Raw genomic sequence first — 22,050 nt, 5'->3', positions numbered from 1 at the left:
CGATTCTCCAGCGCAAAAGGTCTTCATCTACCCTATGAAGACCTTTTCTGGGCGATTTTCCGACGCAAAAGGTCTTCATCAACCCTATGAAGACCTTTTCTGCTCGATTTTCTCTATCAAAGGTCCTCATCACTCAATGAAACCTTTATCTTGATCCCATACTTTCAGGTGGGATCCAACATTCAGGTTCACCATTTACTCATAATAATAATAGCTCGACTTTGCGAGCTTGTAGTTATTCAAAATAATTCCGAGCAAATTTGCTTTTGAGGCATGAATACTGGCATTTGTTTTTTCAAGTTCCCACTTTTTCACATATCCTATGTTTGCAATGAGGATTGTACCATCGCATTTATTTGCAAGAATTTGGGCATCTGAGGCAGCTAAAATCGGCGGTGTGTCAAAGATAATAATATGATAGTTTGAGCGAACTTCTTCAAGCAATATGTCTAAATAAGTTGATGCTAATAGTTCTGCAGGATTATGGGGGATAGGACCGCTAGTTAATATGTCAAGGCCATCAATTAATGTTTCTTGTATTCCGAAGTTACTCTTTGAAAGTCCCGATAATATGTTAGATAACCCGAATTCATTTTGTAAACGAAATGTATAATGCATTGTTGGTTTTCGTAAATCAGCATCAATTAGAAGTACTTTTTTCCCTTCTTGCGCAAACACGACTGCAATATTGGCAGCATTTGTTGACTTTCCTTCACCTGGAATGGAGGAAGTAATGACAGCAGTTTTAAATTTTTGTTCTTCTTGAATAAATTTAATATTTGCTCGAATCGTCCGAAATTGCTCTGCTATATAGGAATTTTTCTCCGATAATGTGATCAAGTTTTTAGGTTTTCTTCGTAACGGATCGACTTCTTTTCTCCTTAGCAACCTTCTTCCTGCCTCCCCGCGGTTTCTTTCGGATTCCAGTAGAAAAAGGACTGACATACCCAATAATTGGGGCATTGATTACTTTTTCAATATCCCTTTCATTCCTCACCCTTGAGTCAAAATACTCAAGCAATAAAGCAAACCCAATCCCTAAGAAAATGCTAATAACTGCTGATATTCCAATATTGAGAGCTTTCTTCGGTTTCACAGGTTTCATCGCTTCTGAGAATTTAGCGCTTGCTAAAATATTGACATTATCTAAATTCATCAGTGAGGGTGTTTCTTCTTTAAACGTCTCTGTAATCGTATTCACAAGCGTCACGGCTTGTTTTGGTGAAGGATCTTCCAAAATAATTGTAACAACTTTCGAGCGCTCATTATTCAATACCGTTACCTGCTCAGAAAGTTCTTCCGTTGTTGTTTTTAAATTTAATTTAGCTATAACTATATCTAAAATGGCCGGACTTTTTATAATTTCATTGTATGTTTCAATAAGTTGAATATCATTTTCAAAATAACCAGGAACGATTACTTGTTGTTTTTGATTCACTAAAATTTGTGTTTGAGCTTCAAAGATTTCAGGGAGAATCAATAAATTAGTAACGGCTGTTCCACTGACGATGAGTATAAAAATACTGATTATCAATAACAGTCGTTTCTTAATAATCTTTAGTAGTTCATATACTTCCAAACTATCCCTCCCCTACTACATTTGACACACAAACACTCTTAGAATATGTATGTCCTAATATATGTGATAGTAAATTCCTTTATGAGAATACGATTATAGAATCGTAGTACCTAAACTTTTATGATGTTGGTGCCATTTCCAAGCACTTACTATGATTTGCTCTATATTTCTTTTTGGAACCCATCCTAACTCTTGCTCTATCTTTTTTGACGATGCAACTAATCTAGCAGGATCTCCATTACGTCGTTCAAAAACATCTACATTCGCTTTAACTCCCGTGAGCCTTTCACATGTCTCAATAATTTCTTTCACAGAATACCCCTGTCCATTTCCTAAATTATAAATTGCTGTAGCTCGGTTTCCTTCTAATAGAGATTCTAATGCTAGAATATGAGCATTAGCGATATCTGTCACATGTATATAATCACGCATGCAGGTACCATCAGGGGTGTCGTAGTCATCTCCAAAAATTGATACCTTCTTTCTTACCCCTGCTAAATGCTGTAACACAATTGGAATTAAATGCGTCTCAGGTGAATGAAGTTCCCCAATTTCGCCCGAATCATGAGCACCAGCTGCATTAAAATATCGAAAACTCACAAACCGAAGATCATAGGCTTTTGCATAATCCTGTATAATTTGTTCAACCATTAGCTTCGATTGTCCATAAGGGGTAATTGGTAGGGTTGGATGAGTTTCATCAATGATTCCCGCGGTAGGTATGCCATAAGTAGCTGCAGTGGATGAAAAAATTAGATGTTTCACTCCATATTTCAACATAACGTGTAAGAGTGTCATAGTGGAACCTACGTTATTTTCGTAGTATTTTTTCGGATGGAGAACAGATTCGCCTACTAAACTATTTGCTGCAAAATGCATAACTGCTTTAATAGGAAATGAAGCAAATATTTCTTCCAGAAAAGATTTATCTCCAATATCCCCCTTAACAAAAACCGCATTCTCATCAACCATTTTTTGATGACCTGTTGAAAGATTATCTATAACAATGACTTTCTCTTTCTTCACCAATTCTTTCACAAGATGACTTCCTATATATCCTGCACCACCCGCAACGAGGATCATTGGCATCTCCTTTATGTTTGGAATAGATTTTCATTGTGACTGAATCAATTCAGATTACCAACCAGGCGCCGATTAAAGCATTTTTCTACCGAATCAAACCTACCCTTTGACAGATTCTCCCTGCTCCAACCACCATTGATTTTCCCGGACCCAGTCAATCGTACGTAATAGACCTTCCTCAAGCTGGATCTCTGCTCGCCAACCTAATCTTTCCTCAGCTTTTTCAACTTTTGGGATGCGACGGATAATATCCTCATATTGTTTCCCGTACTCCTTGCCAGTATTGAATTCTTGATAGCCGCTCTTACTACAGGTCTTTTCGAGTATCGTTTCAATAACATAGCGCATATTCACTTCGACCGAATTCCCTAAATTAAAAGCTTGCCCATTCGCTTCAGGACTCCCCGCTACAAGCATTAACCCTCTCACAATATCTTCTACAAATGTAAAGCATCTTGTCGTTTTACCATCGTCGTACAATAATGGCTGTTCGCCGCGCATCGCCTTATAGATACTTTGCGAAACAACAAAATCAGGATTTTGTCTTGGGCCATACACATTAAAGAAACGAACAATGACAAACGGCAAACCACATTGTTTTTTCATCCCGTAGAGCATATGTTCACACACCGCTTTACTAGTTGCATAACTCCAACGATCCACATAAGTTGGACCTAACACCCGATCGCTTTCCTCTGACCAAGGCACTTCAGGGTTCTTTCCGTAAATTTCACTAGTGCTTGAAAAAACAACCTTCGTATTATATTTGGCGGCAGCAGTTAAAATATGACGAGTGCCAATAACAACAATGTCTACTAAACTTAGCGGATCTGCTATGTAATGCCGTATCCCCACAACAGAAGCAAGGTGGAAAATTACAGAAGCATCTTTCTGCCAAAATTGTTCGATATCCTCTTGCTTCCTCAAATCTCCAACAAAATAATGCAAATTTTCATGGTTACGCACTTCATGCAAATTTCTCGCTTGCTCGAGGGGGATAACGTCAAAAACGTATACTTTATTTCCATTGTTAAGCAAAGATTCTACTAAATGACTTCCAACAAAACCCGCTCCACCCGTGACCATCACAACAGAATTTTCCAACTTAACACCACCTTCCCTTTTTACCGCCCCACACCTTTATAAAATAAATCCAGTTCGTGCATTTTCATAATGTCATCCCTTTTAAAGAACCTTCGTCCGTCAAAAATTAATGCCTCATCATTAGCTAATTCAGCCATTCGTTCAATCGAAAGGGCGTGAAATTCATTATGACCAGCTAAAAACGCAATACAATCTGCCCCGTTAATCGTTTCTTCAATATTTTTACTCACTGGCAAATCCGTTACCAATCTCTCATCAGCTTCAGTTGTCCACGGATCACAAATCTTAAGCTTATATCCATGCCCAATGAGCTCATCAATTACTGGCTTTGTTGGAGTGAATCGACAATCGCCTGTATTATTTTTGAACGCTATTCCTAGCACTGCAATCTTGGCTTGACTTGGGTCACTGAATTGCTTAGCCAAGTGATTGTGAATCAATGCTGCAGAATAAATTGGCATACTATCGTTAACCAAACGTCCAGTTTTTGGCAATTGTAAATCGAGATCGTATTGGTAGCCAAGATGCTGCACAAACCATGGGTCCTTCGTTAAACAATAACCCCCAACCCCAACAGAAGGCGTTAAAATATTCACGTTTTGCCCCTTAGCACCCTTTGCTAACGTATTTGCAGCTCCAATGACTTCTAACACATCGATATTTAAACGATCCGACAATTTTGCCAATTCACCAGCGAGAGCAATATTTACATCAATCCAAAGATTGTCTGAGAGCTTTACCATCTCTGCTGTTGTTGCACTAGAAACCTCAATAACCTCCGTATCTAACGCTTGTTTCCAAAAATCTACGGCTGCCTCTAAGCTTTGTTCATCAACTCCCCCGACAACAATCGGAATGGATTTAAACTCTCTTATTGCATTTCCTTCTGCCAATCGCTCAGGACAAAAAGCAATCTTCACCCCTTCAATTTCACTCAAGAGTGGAGCGATTAAATCGCAAGTTGTAAAAGGGGGAACCGTACTTTTAATCAAGACAAGGGCATTTTTTTGCAAATAAGGTTTAATAGATGTAATCGCTTCTTCAATCTGAGTCGTATCCGCGCTAAAATCTTCTGCTAGCGGAGTACCAACAGTAACAATCACCGTCTCACAACCTTGAACAACCGAGGTGTCTCTTGTTACGAATAATTTTTCTTCCGAAACGGTTTTTTGAATGAGTTCATCCAATCCCGGTTCTCTAAAAGGAGTTTTTTTATTTTTCATACGTTCCACAATCACTGGATTTTTCTCTATTCCATAAACCATAAATCCCGAATCTGCCAAGACAGCACCTATCACTGATCCGATATAACCAAACCCAACTATGGCAACTTGACCCTTCACATCACTCACTCCGTTCGTGAATAATTCTTCAAAATTACCGTCACAACTATCAATCTATTAACCTCGATCTCGAACCAGCTTGTACTAGCTGGTTTAATGAAGTCTCAAGAAGCACCTGCTCAACTGCCTCTAGATAAGAATGACAACGAACTTCCCAAGAATTTTCTCTAGCAAGTTCGATTCTACGATTCCTTCGATTTTCATCATCTTCTCTACCAGCCACCAGCACTTTTTCAGTAAATAACGAAGGGGTTTCCGCAATCCCAATTAAATGCCTATAAGAAATTAAATCAGGCAATGGTGTAGAGATTATTGGTTTCCCTGTTGCGAAGCATTCAAATAATTTCGCGGGATATGTTCCTTTCGTAAATTCAGTAATTTTATAGGGCAAAATCAACACATCACAATCTCTCAACGCATGAGGGAGCTCATCATGTGGCACTGTTCCCTTGTAAATTAAGGATTCGTGCTCAATCGGAATACCATCAGGTGCTGGACCGATTAACTCGACTGTGACGCCAGCTGCCAACAACTGCTCAATGATCCCCCAATCGATTCGATAATGGTCTATACCACCAAAATAGGTTGCTCTTAAGGCGCCACTGCTAGCTCTATACCCCTCACTCACCTGATAGAATCTCTCAAAATCAACCGCAGACGGAATCTGTTTCATCGCCACTCCCTTGTCTTGATGCTTTCTCATCAGAAAGCCTGAATCTACGATCAATAAATCCGCTCGCCTAATCAAAGCATCTTCTGTTGCAACTATATCCTTTGGAATTCCAGGGAAATTTTCAAAATTTAATACACAGTCATAAATAGTCGCCATAGGATTTAATTCATCAATTAAATAATGTGCAGTAGTCGTAGGTAAATAGGAGATAACTAAAATCGGTTTGTTGGAGTAAGTAATGATTTTTGAAGCTAAAGTTGGAGTAAATATATGTTGGTTAATCGTTCGGAAAAGCTTGAATGTAGGAGGTGCAACAATTGGAGGTAAGATATTTATTTTTTTTCTTTGGAGTTTCTTTTTTCCTTTAAATGTGAATCCACGATACAATCTTTCTACAGATTTCAAAAAGTTGGGGTTCCGTAGCCCTGTTGTCTCAACAAAAGTCACATCGGTAAACTGAGAAAAGTATTCCGCAATGATCTGATGCCTTTGCCAGAGGAAATCCCATTTTATACTCGATAATATCACAATATGAACATCTTCTATCTTCATAAATTCCCCTCTTTGCTCGAGCGTAACGCTTTAGAAAGTTTCATCCGCATAACTTTCCAAACATATTTTATATTCCCGAAAATATATCGCTTAAATAACCGTCTTGGCTCTTGCACCAGCCGATAAAGCCACTCTAATCCAATCTTTTGCATAAACAGCGGCGCCCTTTTTACATTGTTTGCATAATAGTCAAATAATCCACCGCAAGTGATAAATGTACAAACTCGCAATCGATGAAAATGTTGATGAACCCACTTTTCCTGAATCGGATTACCAAACCCGACAAACAAAATATCCACCTTATGCGAATTAATGTATTTGATTACTTTTGAACTTGACCGCTTATCAAAGTATCCATGATGTGTTCCTACAATGTGTACGTTAGGATATTGGATAAAAAAACGATCCATCACATTTTCTGCAGTGCCATCGCTACCACCTATCAAAAAAATCCGCAGTGGACTTTTCGTCTCATTCAAATAGTTACATAAAGCTGGGAATAAATCGGTCGTAGCAATACGTTCTTTAGCAACTGGTAGCTTCAACAGTTTCTGCGCATAAATTACGCCCATTCCATCCACATAAACAATGGAATCTTTCTGGTTGATGATATCTTGGTAGACGTCATCTCGCCAGTAGTTCAACATGCAGTCGGAATTTATGGCATAATAAGCCATCTTCTTCTTGGCTATCGTATTTGAAACTACAAGATCCACCATCTCGCTCATCGTTCCTAGAAACAATTCTTTGTCGATAAATGTATTCATTCATCCATCCTTTACGGTACGTTCCATTGTATTGTTCTAGTTGTACAAAAGCGCAAGAAATACAAAATATAGTACGATTAGCCAGTTAGACCCGTCCAAATCTTCAAACAAAAAAATAATAGGCAAGACAAACATAAAATATTTCACTAAATTCCCCAAACCACCAATTTTCAAGAAAAGCAGTTTAACACTAATAACGATAAACATTGCCGTACCAATAATAAATCCAACAATCCCAGTTTTATAAATAAACCCGACAAAAGTAGAATGTGAGCCTAATGGATACCCTAACTCTGATACAGTCTTAATCCCCATCCCGATTAAGGGCGACCTATCCATAGCAACTCTTATACTTTCAGCCATCAAATAGGTTCGACTATCATTACTTCCTTCACGAGCATTGTATACTTCTAAGAAAATCATAGAAATGTAATCGATCGTGTTCGTGTAAAAAATACATAGAATCGCTGTAGTGATCACAAAACAATAAACGAATCCCCGAACAACTATACTTAACCGACTCATCACATGTGCAAGTGCAAATAATAACAACCCCAACATAATGATGAAATAGCCGCTTCTTGAATAAGTACTGATGATCGGCAAAGTTCCTACCACAATAACAAGTCGCCCAAGCCATTTATTTTCAAACCCATTGGCATACATACAAAAGAATGGATAGAAAAACATAAAAAACAGTACGATGAGATTGGCATAATCCATTAGTCCGACAAACCGTAAAACATCGGTTCCACTAAACCATTCCGTATAAAACAAAACTTTGCCAAAGATGCGCAATTCATCCTGGCCTAATAAATAAGAAAGCAAAAAACTAATAACCCATAATCCAATCAAAACAGAATAATTTAAAAAGGCGATACGATTAAATTCATGAAGTTCCAGTTGAACACTCTTATATAACAAATAGAAAAATAGCGCGATTACCCAAATACATAACATATTTAAAGTTGCTAACGTTCGTTCAGTATCATAAGAGTATTGGACCAAATTATAAACAATCGAAATTAAATAAACGACGATATAAAAAATGAGAAAATAGCTTATTGCATCAAGATAGATCTTCCCTCGACGAAGTAAAATAAATAAAATGAACCCAATAAATACAATCTGAATCTGCTTAGGAACAATAATGATTGGCCAAAGCAAATAGAAAACCATATATTCTACTTTTAATCGATCGAACATTGAAATCACCATACTTTGTCACTATTACGAATCAGGAAAAAATGTTAGAATGCATTTTTAGAGCCAAATAAAACAAATACCGTTTTAATGATTAATTTCAAATCTACGTAATAATTTCTTTCACGAAGATATTTTAAATCAAGTTCAACCATATCTTTAAACCCAAGAGAACTTCTTCCTCGCACTTGCCAATAACACGTAAGGCCTGGTGTGATTGACAATCGTTGATAGTCATAACTAGAATAAGTTGCGACCTCCTGTGGAAGTGGCGGTCTTGGTCCAACTAAACTCATCTCACCCTTTAACACATTATATAATTGTGGTAACTCATCAATGCTCGTTTTCCGAATAATTTTGCCAACTTTTGTAACCCTTGGATCATCTTTTATTTTAAAAATAGGCCCTTGTACTTCATTTTGAATGATTAACTGACCTTTTAGTTCTTCTGCGTTACTCACCATCGACCTAAATTTATACATAGTAAATACTTTTCCATTTCTACCGACTCTGACCTGTCTAAAAAATATTGGTGATTCTACGTCTTCGATTTTGATGCAAGTTGCAACGATGATAAATACTGGAGTTAATAGCAAAAGTCCGATGATTGTAAGTACTAAATCTGTACATCGTTTACTTATTAAATATGTCTTACTCATATTTGAAACAATTGGTTGGAATGGAATATCATCCTGTTCATGTGGCGGCTTTCGTAAAGAAGACATTCCCACGGTAATTCACCAACCCTCACATTTCCATAGATTTCTATTTATTAAAAAATACACTAATTGCTCGACATATTGATTCTACTGAACCTAAATCTGAATACAAAGGCAACCTTACTAATCGATCACTCTCAATTGTCGTATATCGTTCCTCCCCATGAAATCTTGCGAATTTCAAGCCACCTGCTGATGAATGCAATGGAACATAATGAGAGGTTAGCTGATATCCTTGATTTTTCATAAAACTTACTAGGGCAGAACGTTCCAATTGATCTTTCACTTTAATAAAAAATACGTGAGCATTATGAACACATCCATCTGGCACTTTCGGTAATTCTATTAGTCCGGCATCTTCTAAACTTGAAAGAGACTCATAGTATTCGTTCCAAAGACGGAATCGTGCATCTAGAATGTCCTCGATATGTTCGAACTGGGCATATAAATAAGCCGCTATTAGTTCACTAGGTAAATAAGACGAACCAAGATCTTGCCAATTGTACTTATCTACTCTTCCATTCATATATTGGGTTCGATTCGTCCCTTTCTCGCGAATAATCTCTGCTCGATCGATGAACCGTTCATCATTAATAAGTAATGATCCACCTTCTCCAGAAACAAAATTCTTCGTTTCATGGAAACTGAGTGTCCCGAAATGCCCGATTGTTCCTAACATTCTCCCTTTATACATCCCCATTAACCCTTGGGCAGCATCCTCAACTACAAATAATCCGAATCGTTCTGCAATGTCCATAATGCAATCCATTTCACAAGCCACTCCACCATAGTGAACTGGAACAATCGCCTTCGTTCGATCAGTAATCGCTGCTTCAATTTTCGTTTCGTCAATATTCATCGTGTCAGGTCGAATATCAACAAAAACTATTTTTGCCCCTCTAAGTACAAAGGCATTTGCAGTCGATGTAAACGTAAATGAAGGCATAATCACCTCATCCCCTGGCTCGATTTCTATAAGCAATGCAGCCATTTCAAGGGCATGTGTACAATTGGTAGTTAAGAATGCTTTCATCGTTTTTGTCGTATTTTCAATCCACTCGTGACATAGCCTAGTATATTTCCCATCCCCAGAGAGCTTACGATGTTCAATGACATCCTGAATATACTCCAGTTCTTTGCCTGTTACCTTTGGGGAATTAAATGGAATCACTCATGAAAGCTCCTTTATCTCTAATTTTTTCGTTTCGACTTTTCGTAACATCAACTAAATATTTTCCATAATCCGTTTTCATAAGAGGTTCCGCCACTTCAAGTAACTGATCTTTTGTTATATAACCTCTTCTAAATGCAATTTCCTCAATACAAGCAATATACAACCCTTGTCTTTTTTGAATGGTTTCGACAAACTGTGATGCTTCCAGCAACGACTCATGTGTTCCCGTATCAAACCAAGCAAGTCCTCTTCCAAGCAACTCAAACTTCAATTCTCCCCGATGCAAATATTCATTTATAATAGAGGTAATTTCTTTTTCCCCTCGCTCAGATGGTTTCACAGTTTTCGCAATTTCCACCACTTGATGATCAAAGAAATAAAGCCCTGGAATCGCAAGAGTAGATTTCGGATGGAGAGGTTTTTCTTCGATAGAAATAGGATTCAGATCATCATCTACTTCAATGACACCATAGGCTTTTGGGTTTTTTACATAACACCCGAAAACTAAAGCCCCTGTCGTTAGGTTCGATGCATCTGCGAGCAGATTTCCAAAGTTGGATCCGTAAAAAATATTGTCCCCTAAGATAAGTGCCACTGGTGAGTCCCCTATAAATTCCTCTCCAATTAGAAATGCCTCAGCTAGCCCGTTTGGTTCATCCTGCACTTGATAGTGAATGTCAAGACCAAGCCGATGCCCATTACCCAACAGTTCTTCGAATCGATCTAAATCTCTCGGTGTTGAGATGATTAAAATTTCCCGAATTCCTGCTAACATGAGTGCTGACAATGGATAGTAAATCATCGGCTTATCGTAAACAGGCAACATCTGTTTTGAAACAGATTTCGTCAATGGATATAGACGCGTTCCAGAACCACCAGCTAAAATAATCCCTTTCACTTCAGACTCCCCTCTAATATAAAGTGGTCTACTTATTGACCTTCCATCGCAATCTCCGGCTCTTTACGATTCCTTAGAATAGACATTAAATCTGTGAAACTTCTTAACTTGAAAACCTTGGCAAGTACAAGGTACACTACAACACCTGTAATTACTTGTACAACTAATGTCAAGCTATTCGGCAAACCGAGAAATTTTTCGCTGTACACTACGCATCCCATCCCAATGGAAACAAGTAGGACAGGGATAACACTTTTCCATTGCTTCCAAATGTTAAACTTCAGTAATTTAGATACGACAACTCCACTAGCTATTGTTCCAAGCAGTTCTGTAGCGAACATACCCATGGCCAGGACATAAACACCAAACGGCAACCCAACCAATAATAAAATGAGACCCATGACAAATTTAAAGATTTCTAATTTTAAATATAAGTCACTTCTCCCCATCGCTTTAATGACCTGTAAATTCGAAATATCAATCGCCCATAATGCATAATAAGCACAAAACAATTGCATAAGCGGAACCGTGGGTAACCACTTATCAGTTAATAGAAATGATACTAACGGCTCAGTGATCACAGCTAATCCAACCATCATTGGAAATATTATAAAAGAACTTAATACAACCAATCGATTTAGCATTTCTTTCATTTTTGCTAAATTTTCTTGTTCAGCAGATAACGCTGGAAATAATACAGTCTGAATAGAACCATTTATGTTATCAACGATTATGTTTGGGAATTGCATACCCCTGTTATAAAAGCCTAATATTGAAGGGCTAAAAATTTTACCAATGAGCAAATTATGTAATTGAAGATAAAACGTGTATAGAACTGTCGAAAATAGTAGTTTCCATCCATAGGAAAATAATTTCTTTAGTTTCTTGATTGAAAATATAAACTTCGGTCGCCATTTTACGGTGAACCATAAAATTACCGTCACTAATAATCGATGGACTAATGTATGTGTTACCAATGCCCAAATCTCAAAATCCAATATGGCTAATGTGATTCCAATAGTACCAGCCGTTAAAATGGCCGTAAAACTACTAGTGAACAGTTTCTTATGCTGCATATGACGCGAGATCACAGCCAATTGCACTGAATTAAAAGCGTTAAAAAACAAGGAAATCGATAAAACTCGCAAAATCACCGTTAACTGACTTTCATTGAAAAACGCAGCAATGGAAGGTGCACTGAAGAAAAATACGAGATAAAGGATACTTGCAGTAAATAGATTAAGATAGAAAACAGAGGAAAAATCTATTTCATCTGCATCTTTTTTCTGGATGAGCGCTTCAGCAAACCCGCTATCAACAACATATCCTCCAATAGTAATAAAAACCGTAACAATGACAATCAAGCCAAATTCTTCTGGAAGCAGTAGCCGCGCAAGTATGATAATGACGAGCAATTGCGTCCCCTGTGTACCTAATCTTTCTCCAATTTTCCAAAGGAGAGATGAAATAACTTTAGACTTTGTTATTTCATAGTGATAACCCATCTAATATCCCCTTTTAGAAGATCTTAAGTAGTTAGCAATTGATGGCACATATTTATCTAAAGTAATAATGATCTTCTTTTTCATTCCAAAATTGGCATAGATCTCTTTATATACACCGGATTTCGCTTCATTAAACTTTCTTTCTTCTAACAGCAGGGTAACTTCATTATTTTTTTTCGTCTTTTCGATGACTTTATCGTATGTGAAATTGGTATATTGATTGATGTCATCTAGCATTCTTGCAAGCTTTTCATTATGCTGACGTTTTCTGTTGAATGTACTCATATTTCGAATCGTCCAAGAACCTTGATCCCCTCTTCTGTAAACCGATAGAAATTCATCCATATAATAGACTGAACCTTGTAAAGCTAGATTGATGCCAAGGTGATAATCAGTAATATCGGGTAAGTGCTGAAAGAATGCAGGTCTTGTACGATCTAACTCCGTACGATAGAACATCGCACTTGTTACGCAAAAGTCCCCACCTAGTTTAATAATTTCCTCCACACTCATATAACGACTAGTTTTGCTTGGGCGATTTTTTCTTAGTATCTTTTTCTCTTTGGCAGACACTATGTACCCCGCATGAATACATAAACTACAATCTGGATGACTCTCCATGAAATCGACTTGTTTCTGCAATTTCGTTGGATCTATCCAATAATCATCGCCCTCACAAACCGCAATATACTTACCTCTCGCACGTTCAATGTTCAGTTTGTCTACCTGAACTTTTTTAGAATACTGATTTTCCGTCTGATAAATAGGCTTAATAATATCTGGGTACTTATGCTCATACTCCCTAATAATCTCTGGCGTTCGATCCGTTGAGGCATCATCGTGAATTAAGATCTCATACTTAAAATTCGTTTTCTGCATTAGGAAACTCTCAATTGCATCCCGAATATAGTGCTCTTGATTATAAGTAATACAGTTGATACTTACTAAGATGTCATTCAAATTCGACTCTCCTATTTTAGTATTATAGGTGGGGACATTTCCCCATCCTTTTGAAAATAAGATCAAACTAAGTCGTTTCTCAACTAAACAACTTTGCCAAAAGTTTACACTAAATAGCATTTCAAATTTCTTTGTATTCTATGTCGGATAAGTTTTCTGTATTCTTTTGACTTATAACTATTTTGGTGAATTTAGTAAGAGTTAATGTAAAAAAATGGGTGTTTACATAGAACTTTAGAAACAGAATTACCGAGTAAGTAATATTATTTTGCCCTAGTTCATCATAGGATAGAGGTTTTATATTTATGACAGACTCTTTTAAAGGTAATTTGTGATGAAAAATGAAAAAATCGCACTTGAAATGCGATTGGAGGATAGGGGTAAACTTGCTGTTGTAACATGCCATTTTGTAGTAATGTTCTAATATCTATCGACTTTTTTCTAATAACTACTTCAATTTTTCTAATAACTCTCGTGTTTTTTCTAATAACTCTTTAAAATCTGGCCATTTTCATACGGCGTTCTAATATCTCTCGACTTTTTCTAATAACTACTTCAATTTTTCTAATAACTCTCGTGTTTTTTCTAATAACTACTTCAATATTTCTAATAACTCTCTTGTTTTTCTAATAACTATTTGAAATCTGGCCATTTTCATACAACGTTCTAATATCTATCGACTTTTTCTAATAACTGCTTCATTTTTTCTAATAACTACTTCATTTTTTCTAATAACTCACGTGTTTTTTTCTAATAACTCTTTTAAAACAGGTCATTTTCATATAACGTTCTAATATCTATCGACTTTTTTCTAATAACTACTTCAATTTTTCTAATAACTCTCGTGTTTTTTCTAATAACTGCTTCAATTTTTCCAATAACTCTCGCTTACTTTCTAATAACAATTTTAAACCGACGCTTTCACTTCTATAACTTTCTCTTTCTTTTCTTTTTACTAATCCCCCGTGGCAATACGATCACACCTACTGTTCCCATAACCGGAATTTCCAACAGTTCTTCCACATCATCCTCATCTTTCACACGATTATCCAAGTATTCTAATAGAAATGCTAGAAAAATTGCTACCATCAGTCCAATAGTCGCCCCAATAGCTACATTCAACGTCTTATTTGGCTTCAACGGATTTGGATTAGCCGATAATTCCGCAACAGAAAGTATATTTATATTATCTACATGTAACAACTTCGGGATTTCTTTTTTAAATACGTTTGCAATCGTATTAACAATTATTACGGCTTGGCTAGGATTAGCATCTTGTACTCTTACATTCAACACTCTCGATTGATTTTGTGAAGTAACAATAATTTGTGATGTAAGTTTTTCGGGAGTTGTCTTTAAATCTAACTCTTCAATCACTCTTTCTAAAATAACTGGACTTTTTATGATCACATTATACGTATTGATCAATTGAATATCCGTTTCAATCATCTCTCGCCATCTGAATGCATCCTGCGGCGTACTTTTCTGATTTACTAGAATTTGCGTTTGTGCCTGGTAAACAGGTGTAAGCCAAAAATAACTAAACATTCCAACTACTAGTCCCGCTAAAACTGTTAAACTTACAATCAATATAAAACGCTTTTTAAGAAGCGCTAAAATTTCCTGTAATGTCACTGTACGTTGTTCCATTATTCCACCCTTTCTCTGGATCTAAATCTATAATTGTATTCAATATTCACTAGACTAGTTTTTCCATTTCTCACCAGTCTTATACAATTAATAGAATTCATTTATTTCCATAAAAAAAAGCCCCTTCAAAGTGGGGCATAATACTCGGATTAGATTTAGATGTATTAGAATAATAAATTATCGTACCTCATCTAGGCCATTCATCTTTTCCATTAATTCTCTCAACTGATCCGCCATTTCATCCACAAATTCCTGAACTGTGATGGTGTTTTCATTTCCACGACGAATACCGTATTCTAGAATTTTCTTAAATTCTTCCTGTATGTCTCGCATGAATAAATTTCCCCTTAGAATGTTGTATAATTATTACAAACACCAATGATAATAATACCACAAAATAAGTAATTTGGGTTAAATTTACAGAAATTTCACAACAAAGTTTGTTACTTTTTACATGCACTTAAAATCAATCTAAAATAATATACGATTCTTTAAGTATAAAAGTCACTGTGTTTGTAGTAATATGATGAAATTTTTTTACTATTACCCCTAATGAAGATTATTTCAAATATTAGCCATAAAGAAAATAAAACGCATATCCAATTGGAAATACGTTTAGAAACCGACATTTAATTGTTTTATATTATTTTCACACGATTATCGCTAAAATTTCTTTACTTTTTTAGCTTTTTTATCACCATGTCCATACCCGTATCCGTAATTATCATAATAATAGTTGCTATTTGGTATCTTAAAGTTATTTAAAACAGCACCAAGAATATTTGCCTGAGAAGATTGTAAAGAGGTTTTAGCTTTCACGACATCCGATTTATCAACCGCTCCTGAGTTAACGATTAATAAAGTACCATCGCATTTATTCCCTAAAATAAGAGCATCAGACACAGATAAAACAGGTGGTGCATCAAATATAACAATATCAAACTCTTGGATTACCGTTTCTAAAAATAATTCCATATTCCTTGAGGACAATAATTCACTTGGATTTGGAGGAATTGGACCACTTGGAATAATATACAGCCCTTCCACATACGTAACTTCAATGGCCTCAATGTATTCGTGCTGCTTCGTTAAAATCGTTGATAGACCCTGGGAATTCGGCATAGGGAATGTATAATGGAGAGTCGGTTTACGCATATCCGCGTCAATTAATAATACCCGCTTCCCCTCTTGGGCAAAAACAACAGCAATGTTTGCTGCATTAGTAGATTTTCCTTCTCCTGGAACAGAGGATGTAATTAGCAACGTTCTCAAATCCCGATCTGGCATTGAAAATGAAAGATTTGTACGGATTGTTCGGAATTGCTCAGAAATAATGTGTTGTGGCTTAGTCACAGTAATTAACTTTCTTCCACTGGTTGGACCCTTCGTCTTACTTTTACTATTCATACTTCTCCTCCTATCCGAGTACAATATTAAGAAAATATTGATTTAATACAAATTCACATAAGTTTCACATTTTTCACCTTTTCCTAATTTTAGTAAATTATGACAGAAAATAAAACTATTTTCCTAATACAAATAACTCTACTATTCGACAAATATTTGAAAATGAACAGTACTAAATGAGTATATTTTGATATCCTATGTCCATCTTTGTACCCTTTTAAGATAAGATTCTGATTCTCAAAGTTATAGAAACTTTCCAATGAGTTAAATATGTAGAAAATAAAAATACTACTTAACGATCTAATGCCGTTAAGTAGTATTTTCTATTATTATTTAGATAAAATTTCTAGTAACTCCTTACCTTTTCTCTAGTTTTATATGAATGCCAATTTCAAAACCAACATATTCAATTTTTATCTACAATCTATTAAAATAGTAGTAATACTAAATTTTATGAGATTAGAAAGTTGGGAGGGTTTTACAGTTGGAGATCATGAATCAGTTAACTAAAGTTAATTTAAAGGAAGTTTTTGCAAAAGTATTAGAAAAAAATCTCGGGTTACATTTAACTTGGCAATGGGATGAGGAGCTTTTCGATGGAATAGATTACGAGTTGTATTATGTTGAAATTGTTAAAAATGAAGCTTCAGCAGAAACCTTAAAACAGTTTTTACAATCATGGATGCCCATTTACGAGCAACTTTCTATGCAGCATGATTATTTAGTTTTGCGATATGAAGTTACTACAAAGGATTCTTATAACATGACCGTTCAACTAGAGGAACTGTTTAAGGACGTGTATACTCCAAAACTAGAATTATGGATGGACTCAATACAACGGAGCCAAATCATTAACGGATTAGACGAAGTCATCTTTGATGAAACGAAGATCTCAAAAAAACATCTTTACTACCTTGCCACGAGCATACTTTCAACCAGAGAGCTTTATTCATTAATCGAAAAAGAGATAACTCAAAGCGAGCTTTCAATACATTCTTACTTTGACCAAACACAATTGCAAGCCTTTCAAACAATTCATAGAGCCATTGCACAATACCAAGCAAAACAAGAAATCGAAGTTTTATATAGCTTAATCGATAAATTAGAGGACTTTTACATATGGTTAAAAGGTGTTTTCACTGCGGTGAATTATGTCTTGAAGAAAAACGATAAAACATCTTCCTAAGTTTGCTAGGGAAACTATATACCAGGTACATGATATTTTGTGCACCTAGTAGGCAAACATGAAATTCAATAGCAAGGATTAATGGTTGATGCCTTTCAAAAAAAATAAGCGCCAAATATGTCCAGAAAAGCTTGATGGGACACTATTTGACACTTGCGACTCTAATATTTCTTACTAACCAAGCAATACCTACTGTAACTGTTATTCCTGTAATTGCCCCCGCGCTATCAGTTAAAACATCTTTTAACTCAGTGCCTCGCCCAGGGACGTAAAGTTGATGCCATTCATCCGTAATTGCAAAAACGACACAAATTAGAAGGGATAACAAAATACCTTTTACTCCTGTGACCCCCATTTTTTTCAATGTAGTAACCACAATGATTCCTAGAACAAAATACAGTAAAAAATGGGCATAATTTCGAATAAGACTGTTGAAGCTTGTTAAATTGAAATCTTCTCTGCTTGTAACCAAATCCACATTCTGTGCTAAAATATGAGCAATCCATTTACTCAATTCATTGGACGCATTTGCAGGTTGGTGTGATAAACAAAAGATTACTATCATCCAAAACACAACTACAATTATTGCAATCTTTTTCTTCATTAACACAACTCCAAATGATTATTTACAAATCCACATGATTCTCTATTACTTTTTTACTATACATCATTATGAATTGCAACCTTTATACCTCTAACGTTTATAACGGATTACTTGTTCCCTTCCCTTGAAATTACTAGGAAAAGTACCTGTCCCCTTATCCCACTTAATGGTAAACTGTTTAATATTGAGAAAATTCTAGATAATGAATTTTAGAATTTTCCCCGAGTACAAGTGAAAGGAATTCAACAATGAAACCAAAAGCAATTGTTTATAAAAAAGTAGATTCCAAGGTACTAGAGTTTATCCAACTAACATGCGATGTTGTATCCTTCGACAAACTAGATTCTGAAACGTACCCTACATTCCTAAAGGAGTTGAAAGACGCTCACGGAATACTAGGTTCAGGATTAAAAGTGAATAAAGAGCTATTAGACCAAGCACCTCAGTTAAAAATTGTTTGCAACACTTCAGTTGGTTACGACAATCTGGATATTGAGGAACTTTCAGCTCGTGGGATTATGGCAACCAACACACCAGATGTTTTGAATGACACCGTTGCAGATACAATCTTTGGCTTATTATTAGCAACGGCTAGAAGAATCCCTGAAATGGATCAACTGGTCAAGAATGGCCAGTGGAAATCAATGATTGGCGAAGAATTTTATGGAGTGGATGTCCATCATAAAACATTAGGCATTATCGGAATGGGTGGTGTCGGAAACGCAATTGCAAAAAGAGCACACTTTGGCTTTGATATGCCAATTTTCTACCATAATCGTTCAAGAAATGAACACGCTGAATTTGAATACGGGGCAACTTACTGCTCACTTGACGAACTACTACAAAAATCAGACTATGTTTGCCTAATGACTCCATTAACTCCTGCTACTGAAAACTTAATTGGAAAAAGAGAGTTTGAGTTAATGAAAAACACTGCTATTTTCATCAATGGGTCCAGAGGTAAAACGGTAGATGAGGTTGCGTTGGTAGATGCATTGAAAACAGGTGAAATATTAGCTGCTGGTCTAGATGTTTTTGTTCAAGAACCTGTTCAACCAGATCACTCTTTACTAGCATTGAAAAATGTTGTGACATTGCCACATATCGGCTCAGCTGTTTATGAAACTAGAATGAAAATGGCGATGTTGGGTGCGAGGAATTTGGTTGCAGGATTGCTGGGCGAGGTGCCACCGAACTTGATAAAATAGTAACTTACAATAATACGCTCTACCCACACCTTTGACAAAATTATACGATTATACTTTATCACTATTTTGCCTATATTAATTAAGATGAATAAATAAATGATATTGGGATGATAATCTATGTCTGCAGGAAATTTGATCGGAATTCTGTTTTCTCTCATCTTGTTTGTTGTTGGAATGTTGTTTACAGGTGTTGGGATTGCATTTTTTGTTATAGGAATCGTTGGCTTAGTATGTACAATTTTCTTCGTAGTACGTATTGTTTCACACATCCTAAAAAAGATGCGACATGGTAATTCTTCATAATAAACTAACTCGTAATATCAAAAGATACTCGGTACATAGTGGTTTCTGTGTACCAAGTACACAATAATTTACGTAAGGAAACATAATGACGAGGCATGACCGTATTCGAGGTATTTACGAAATACAATTATAATCGAGGGTTATAAACTTTTTAACTTTTCAATTTCCCTTTCATTACGGACCACTTTCTGAAAAATATGTCTTGATCTGCTTTAAAAGAGTGTAACGTTCTTAAAATTTCTTGATGACGATCCTCACTTTTTTGTTCAAACTGGGCTTGGCTTGCCTTAATTTCACTAATTTGTTCTTTCATGCTTTGTTGTTCGAGCTTAATTTCTTGTAACTTAGTTTTCATTCCTTGTTGTTCGGCTTTAATCTCCTGTAACTCCGTTTTCATCCACTGGAATTCAGTTCTCATCCCTTGTTGCTCCGCCTTAATCCCAAGTATCTCAACTTTCATCTCCTGTTGCTCAGATTGGATTTTGCCAACCATTTTGATTAACTGCGTAAGCATTTCTTCCATTTTTCCGTTACTCATTACATATCACCTCCTCCTTTAAAAACAGTATATCTCAGGTTTGTTTTTTCACAACTGTTAACTTTTAGATTAGCAGAAGTCACCAAAAAAACCCTACCTCCGAAAAAGTAGGGTTTAACTAATTGGAACTTACTGATAAAATGGTTTTACCGTAATTCCGTTCTGCTCTAAATGATAAATTATATTCTTGTCCACTAAGAAATGACCAGCACCAACAACTACAAAGAATGTGCCTTCTTTATCTTTTAATAATGCTTGGATTTTTTTGGCCATTTGTATATCTCTTTCACCAAATAGCATGCTATTGAATTCTGAAGGTTCCCCTTCCATAGCTTTCAAACTCTTTTCAAATTCGTTAATATCTTCATTTTTCCAACTGTTAAACCAATCTTTCATAAAGTCAGCTTCACTTTCTCCAGTTGGTTCTAAAATGCTATCTAACACTTTAACTAATGATTGTTCTTGGGCTTCAGCTGATAATCCAGCTAACATATCTACTTGCGCTGCCGTTCCTTCCAATTCAATAATTGGTTTCCCTTGAAGTAGCGCATTTAATAAGAAATACATATCAATACCATGCATCGACATTTGTTCCGGTGTTAATCCAAAAGAATCATCCATTGCTAGCATCGATAATGAACTTGATAACGTCCAAGGCTTTTGAAGTGCGATTTGCTCCAATGGAAGTTGATATTGTTCAGCAACCTTTTTTAGTTTTTCATAAGTTTCTGTAGATACTACGTCTTCAATCGTAGTTCCATCTGTAAACATTGCTTTTTCGGCATAATATTGCATGCCTAATGGATCAAGTACATTTGCTTCTACTAACAATGCATCCGATTCTTCAAATGCAGATAGTAACTTTTCATTAAACGGATATAAATCAGGTGTACCTAAGTGAATGGAACCAAGTAAGTATACTAATGTATCTTCATCTTCCACTACCCAAGCCACACCTTTAGATCCTTGCCCAGCCAAATGGTAAGTATCTTTAATGAATCGAACAGCAAAAACAACCGCTTCTTCAGTTGTTACTTTCTTTTCTAAAGCTAATCCCTTACCATCACCTACTAAAATATTTCTTTCAGTCATATAATCGATCGCATCGTTTCCAACTGGTAAATCATAGCGAGCAACTATATCGTATAAACGTGTAACAATTGAACCTCTTGTTGCATCATTTTCATAAGTTTGTGGACTGTATTGTTTGTTTTCAGGAAGCTCTAAAGCAGCAATTTTTTGCTCTGTTAAAGCTAATAATTCTTCTAAATTTCCAACAGTAGCTTCAGATCTAAATCCCTCATAGTACCAATCCATTGGGAAGATTCCGTATTTCTCACCTTCATTTAGCGTCTCAATTGCCCAAAAACTAATTTCCGGTGCGTTTTCTTCAGCATGAATCGATGGAACAATCGTCGTCAACATCAACGTAACTCCAAGGATAGAAGCCATCAAATGTTTAGCTATTTTCTTCATTGACCTGGTCCCTTCAAGTGTTAGTTAATATCTCCAAAATAGATTTAAAAAACCCAAACTCTATTAAATTAGGAAAATATTACATAAACTAGTTTAGCATATGTTAAATATTGGTTCT

Annotated in this window: 23 protein-coding genes; 3 read left to right on the top strand and 20 right to left on the bottom strand. The window is 36.0% G+C overall.

Annotation, left to right across the window (positions count from 1 at the left end; all coding sequences use genetic code 11):
• Positions 1–195: 195 nt before the first annotated feature.
• From CD29_RS13980 to CD29_RS13910, 17 genes are all read right to left on the bottom strand, one after another.
• Positions 196–840, bottom strand: coding sequence for a CpsD/CapB family tyrosine-protein kinase (locus tag CD29_RS13980; protein ID WP_235801842.1), 645 nt, complete (start codon positions 838–840; stop codon positions 196–198).
• Positions 841–844: 4 nt separating this feature from the next.
• A complete protein-coding gene (locus tag CD29_RS13975) occupies positions 845–1,579 on the bottom strand; it encodes a YveK family protein (protein WP_052124177.1) in 735 nt (244 codons plus the stop codon).
• Positions 1,580–1,672: 93 nt separating this feature from the next.
• The gene (gene galE, locus CD29_RS13970; protein WP_036188054.1) at positions 1,673–2,662 is read right to left on the bottom strand and encodes a UDP-glucose 4-epimerase GalE; all 990 of its coding nucleotides are present in this window, start codon (positions 2,660–2,662) and stop codon (positions 1,673–1,675) included.
• A 99-nt stretch (positions 2,663–2,761) separates the two neighbouring features.
• A complete protein-coding gene (locus tag CD29_RS13965; RefSeq protein WP_052124180.1) occupies positions 2,762–3,748 on the bottom strand; it encodes an NAD-dependent epimerase/dehydratase family protein in 987 nt (328 codons plus the stop codon).
• Positions 3,749–3,786: 38 nt separating this feature from the next.
• Entirely contained in the window at positions 3,787–5,118 is a 1,332-nt protein-coding gene (locus CD29_RS13960; RefSeq protein WP_036188048.1) for a nucleotide sugar dehydrogenase, read from the bottom strand.
• Between the two features lie 40 nt (positions 5,119–5,158).
• Positions 5,159–6,187 (bottom strand): glycosyltransferase family protein, encoded by a 1,029-nt coding sequence (locus tag CD29_RS13955; RefSeq protein WP_140422914.1) that lies wholly within the window; start codon positions 6,185–6,187, stop codon positions 5,159–5,161.
• Between the two features lie 143 nt (positions 6,188–6,330).
• Positions 6,331–6,981: a WecB/TagA/CpsF family glycosyltransferase gene (locus CD29_RS13950; RefSeq protein WP_169716190.1), complete on the bottom strand. Its 651-nt coding sequence runs from the start codon at positions 6,979–6,981 to the stop codon at positions 6,331–6,333.
• Positions 6,959–7,105, bottom strand: a complete 147-nt coding sequence (locus CD29_RS20505; protein ID WP_169716189.1) for a hypothetical protein — start codon at positions 7,103–7,105, stop codon at positions 6,959–6,961. Before CD29_RS20505 ends, CD29_RS13950 begins: the two co-directional genes overlap by 23 nt.
• Before the next feature lie 32 nt (positions 7,106–7,137).
• Positions 7,138–8,307 carry an O-antigen ligase family protein gene (locus CD29_RS13945; RefSeq protein WP_036188042.1) on the bottom strand — a complete coding sequence of 390 codons (1,170 nt, stop codon included), beginning with the start codon at positions 8,305–8,307 and terminating at the stop codon, positions 7,138–7,140.
• A 44-nt stretch (positions 8,308–8,351) separates the two neighbouring features.
• Positions 8,352–9,029, bottom strand: a complete 678-nt coding sequence (locus CD29_RS13940; protein ID WP_036188092.1) for a sugar transferase — start codon at positions 9,027–9,029, stop codon at positions 8,352–8,354.
• 40 nt (positions 9,030–9,069) lie between these two features.
• Positions 9,070–10,194, bottom strand: coding sequence for a dTDP-4-amino-4,6-dideoxygalactose transaminase (gene rffA / locus CD29_RS13935; RefSeq protein ID WP_036188039.1), 1,125 nt, complete (start codon positions 10,192–10,194; stop codon positions 9,070–9,072).
• Positions 10,181–11,095 carry a glucose-1-phosphate thymidylyltransferase RfbA gene (gene rfbA, locus CD29_RS13930; protein ID WP_052124174.1) on the bottom strand — a complete coding sequence of 305 codons (915 nt, stop codon included), beginning with the start codon at positions 11,093–11,095 and terminating at the stop codon, positions 10,181–10,183. The genes rffA and rfbA overlap by 14 nt, the downstream gene beginning before the upstream one ends.
• A 32-nt stretch (positions 11,096–11,127) precedes the next feature.
• Positions 11,128–12,600, bottom strand: a complete 1,473-nt coding sequence (locus CD29_RS13925; protein ID WP_036188036.1) for a lipopolysaccharide biosynthesis protein — start codon at positions 12,598–12,600, stop codon at positions 11,128–11,130.
• Positions 12,601–13,560, bottom strand: coding sequence for a glycosyltransferase family 2 protein (locus CD29_RS13920; RefSeq protein WP_036188033.1), 960 nt, complete (start codon positions 13,558–13,560; stop codon positions 12,601–12,603).
• Between the two features lie 927 nt (positions 13,561–14,487).
• The gene (locus CD29_RS13915) at positions 14,488–15,210 is read right to left on the bottom strand and encodes a YveK family protein (protein ID WP_036188031.1); all 723 of its coding nucleotides are present in this window, start codon (positions 15,208–15,210) and stop codon (positions 14,488–14,490) included.
• Positions 15,211–15,387: 177 nt separating this feature from the next.
• Positions 15,388–15,543 carry a hypothetical protein gene (locus CD29_RS20315; protein WP_156111896.1) on the bottom strand — a complete coding sequence of 52 codons (156 nt, stop codon included), beginning with the start codon at positions 15,541–15,543 and terminating at the stop codon, positions 15,388–15,390.
• Positions 15,544–15,873: 330 nt separating this feature from the next.
• Positions 15,874–16,617 carry a CpsD/CapB family tyrosine-protein kinase gene (locus CD29_RS13910; RefSeq protein ID WP_052124173.1) on the bottom strand — a complete coding sequence of 248 codons (744 nt, stop codon included), beginning with the start codon at positions 16,615–16,617 and terminating at the stop codon, positions 15,874–15,876.
• 484 nt (positions 16,618–17,101) lie between these two features.
• On the opposite strand from CD29_RS13910, the gene CD29_RS13905 reads away from it, so the two are divergent.
• A complete protein-coding gene (locus tag CD29_RS13905; protein WP_036188030.1) occupies positions 17,102–17,803 on the top strand; it encodes a hypothetical protein in 702 nt (233 codons plus the stop codon).
• Between the two features lie 142 nt (positions 17,804–17,945).
• Here CD29_RS13905 and CD29_RS13900 read toward each other — a convergent pair whose 3' ends face one another.
• Positions 17,946–18,407, bottom strand: coding sequence for a VanZ family protein (locus CD29_RS13900; protein WP_036188028.1), 462 nt, complete (start codon positions 18,405–18,407; stop codon positions 17,946–17,948).
• A gap of 248 nt (positions 18,408–18,655) precedes the next feature.
• On the opposite strand from CD29_RS13900, the gene CD29_RS13895 reads away from it, so the two are divergent.
• Positions 18,656–19,615, top strand: a complete 960-nt coding sequence (locus tag CD29_RS13895; RefSeq protein WP_036188026.1) for a 2-hydroxyacid dehydrogenase — start codon at positions 18,656–18,658, stop codon at positions 19,613–19,615.
• A 117-nt stretch (positions 19,616–19,732) separates the two neighbouring features.
• Positions 19,733–19,918 carry a hypothetical protein gene (locus tag CD29_RS13890; protein WP_036188024.1) on the top strand — a complete coding sequence of 62 codons (186 nt, stop codon included), beginning with the start codon at positions 19,733–19,735 and terminating at the stop codon, positions 19,916–19,918.
• 151 nt (positions 19,919–20,069) lie between these two features.
• Here the strand turns inward: CD29_RS13890 and CD29_RS19730 are convergent, their stop codons facing one another.
• Together CD29_RS19730 and CD29_RS13880 are read right to left on the bottom strand one after the other, a co-directional pair.
• A complete protein-coding gene (locus CD29_RS19730) occupies positions 20,070–20,456 on the bottom strand; it encodes a hypothetical protein (protein ID WP_052124172.1) in 387 nt (128 codons plus the stop codon).
• A 129-nt stretch (positions 20,457–20,585) separates the two neighbouring features.
• Positions 20,586–21,932 (bottom strand): TraB/GumN family protein, encoded by a 1,347-nt coding sequence (locus CD29_RS13880; RefSeq protein WP_036188022.1) that lies wholly within the window; start codon positions 21,930–21,932, stop codon positions 20,586–20,588.
• Positions 21,933–22,050 lie beyond the last annotated feature (118 nt).

Origin of the sequence: Ureibacillus manganicus DSM 26584, assembly GCF_000772945.1 — a bacterium.
GTDB lineage: Bacteria > Bacillota > Bacilli > Bacillales_A > Planococcaceae > Ureibacillus > Ureibacillus manganicus.
This window is presented reverse-complemented; position numbering and strand designations above follow the sequence as displayed.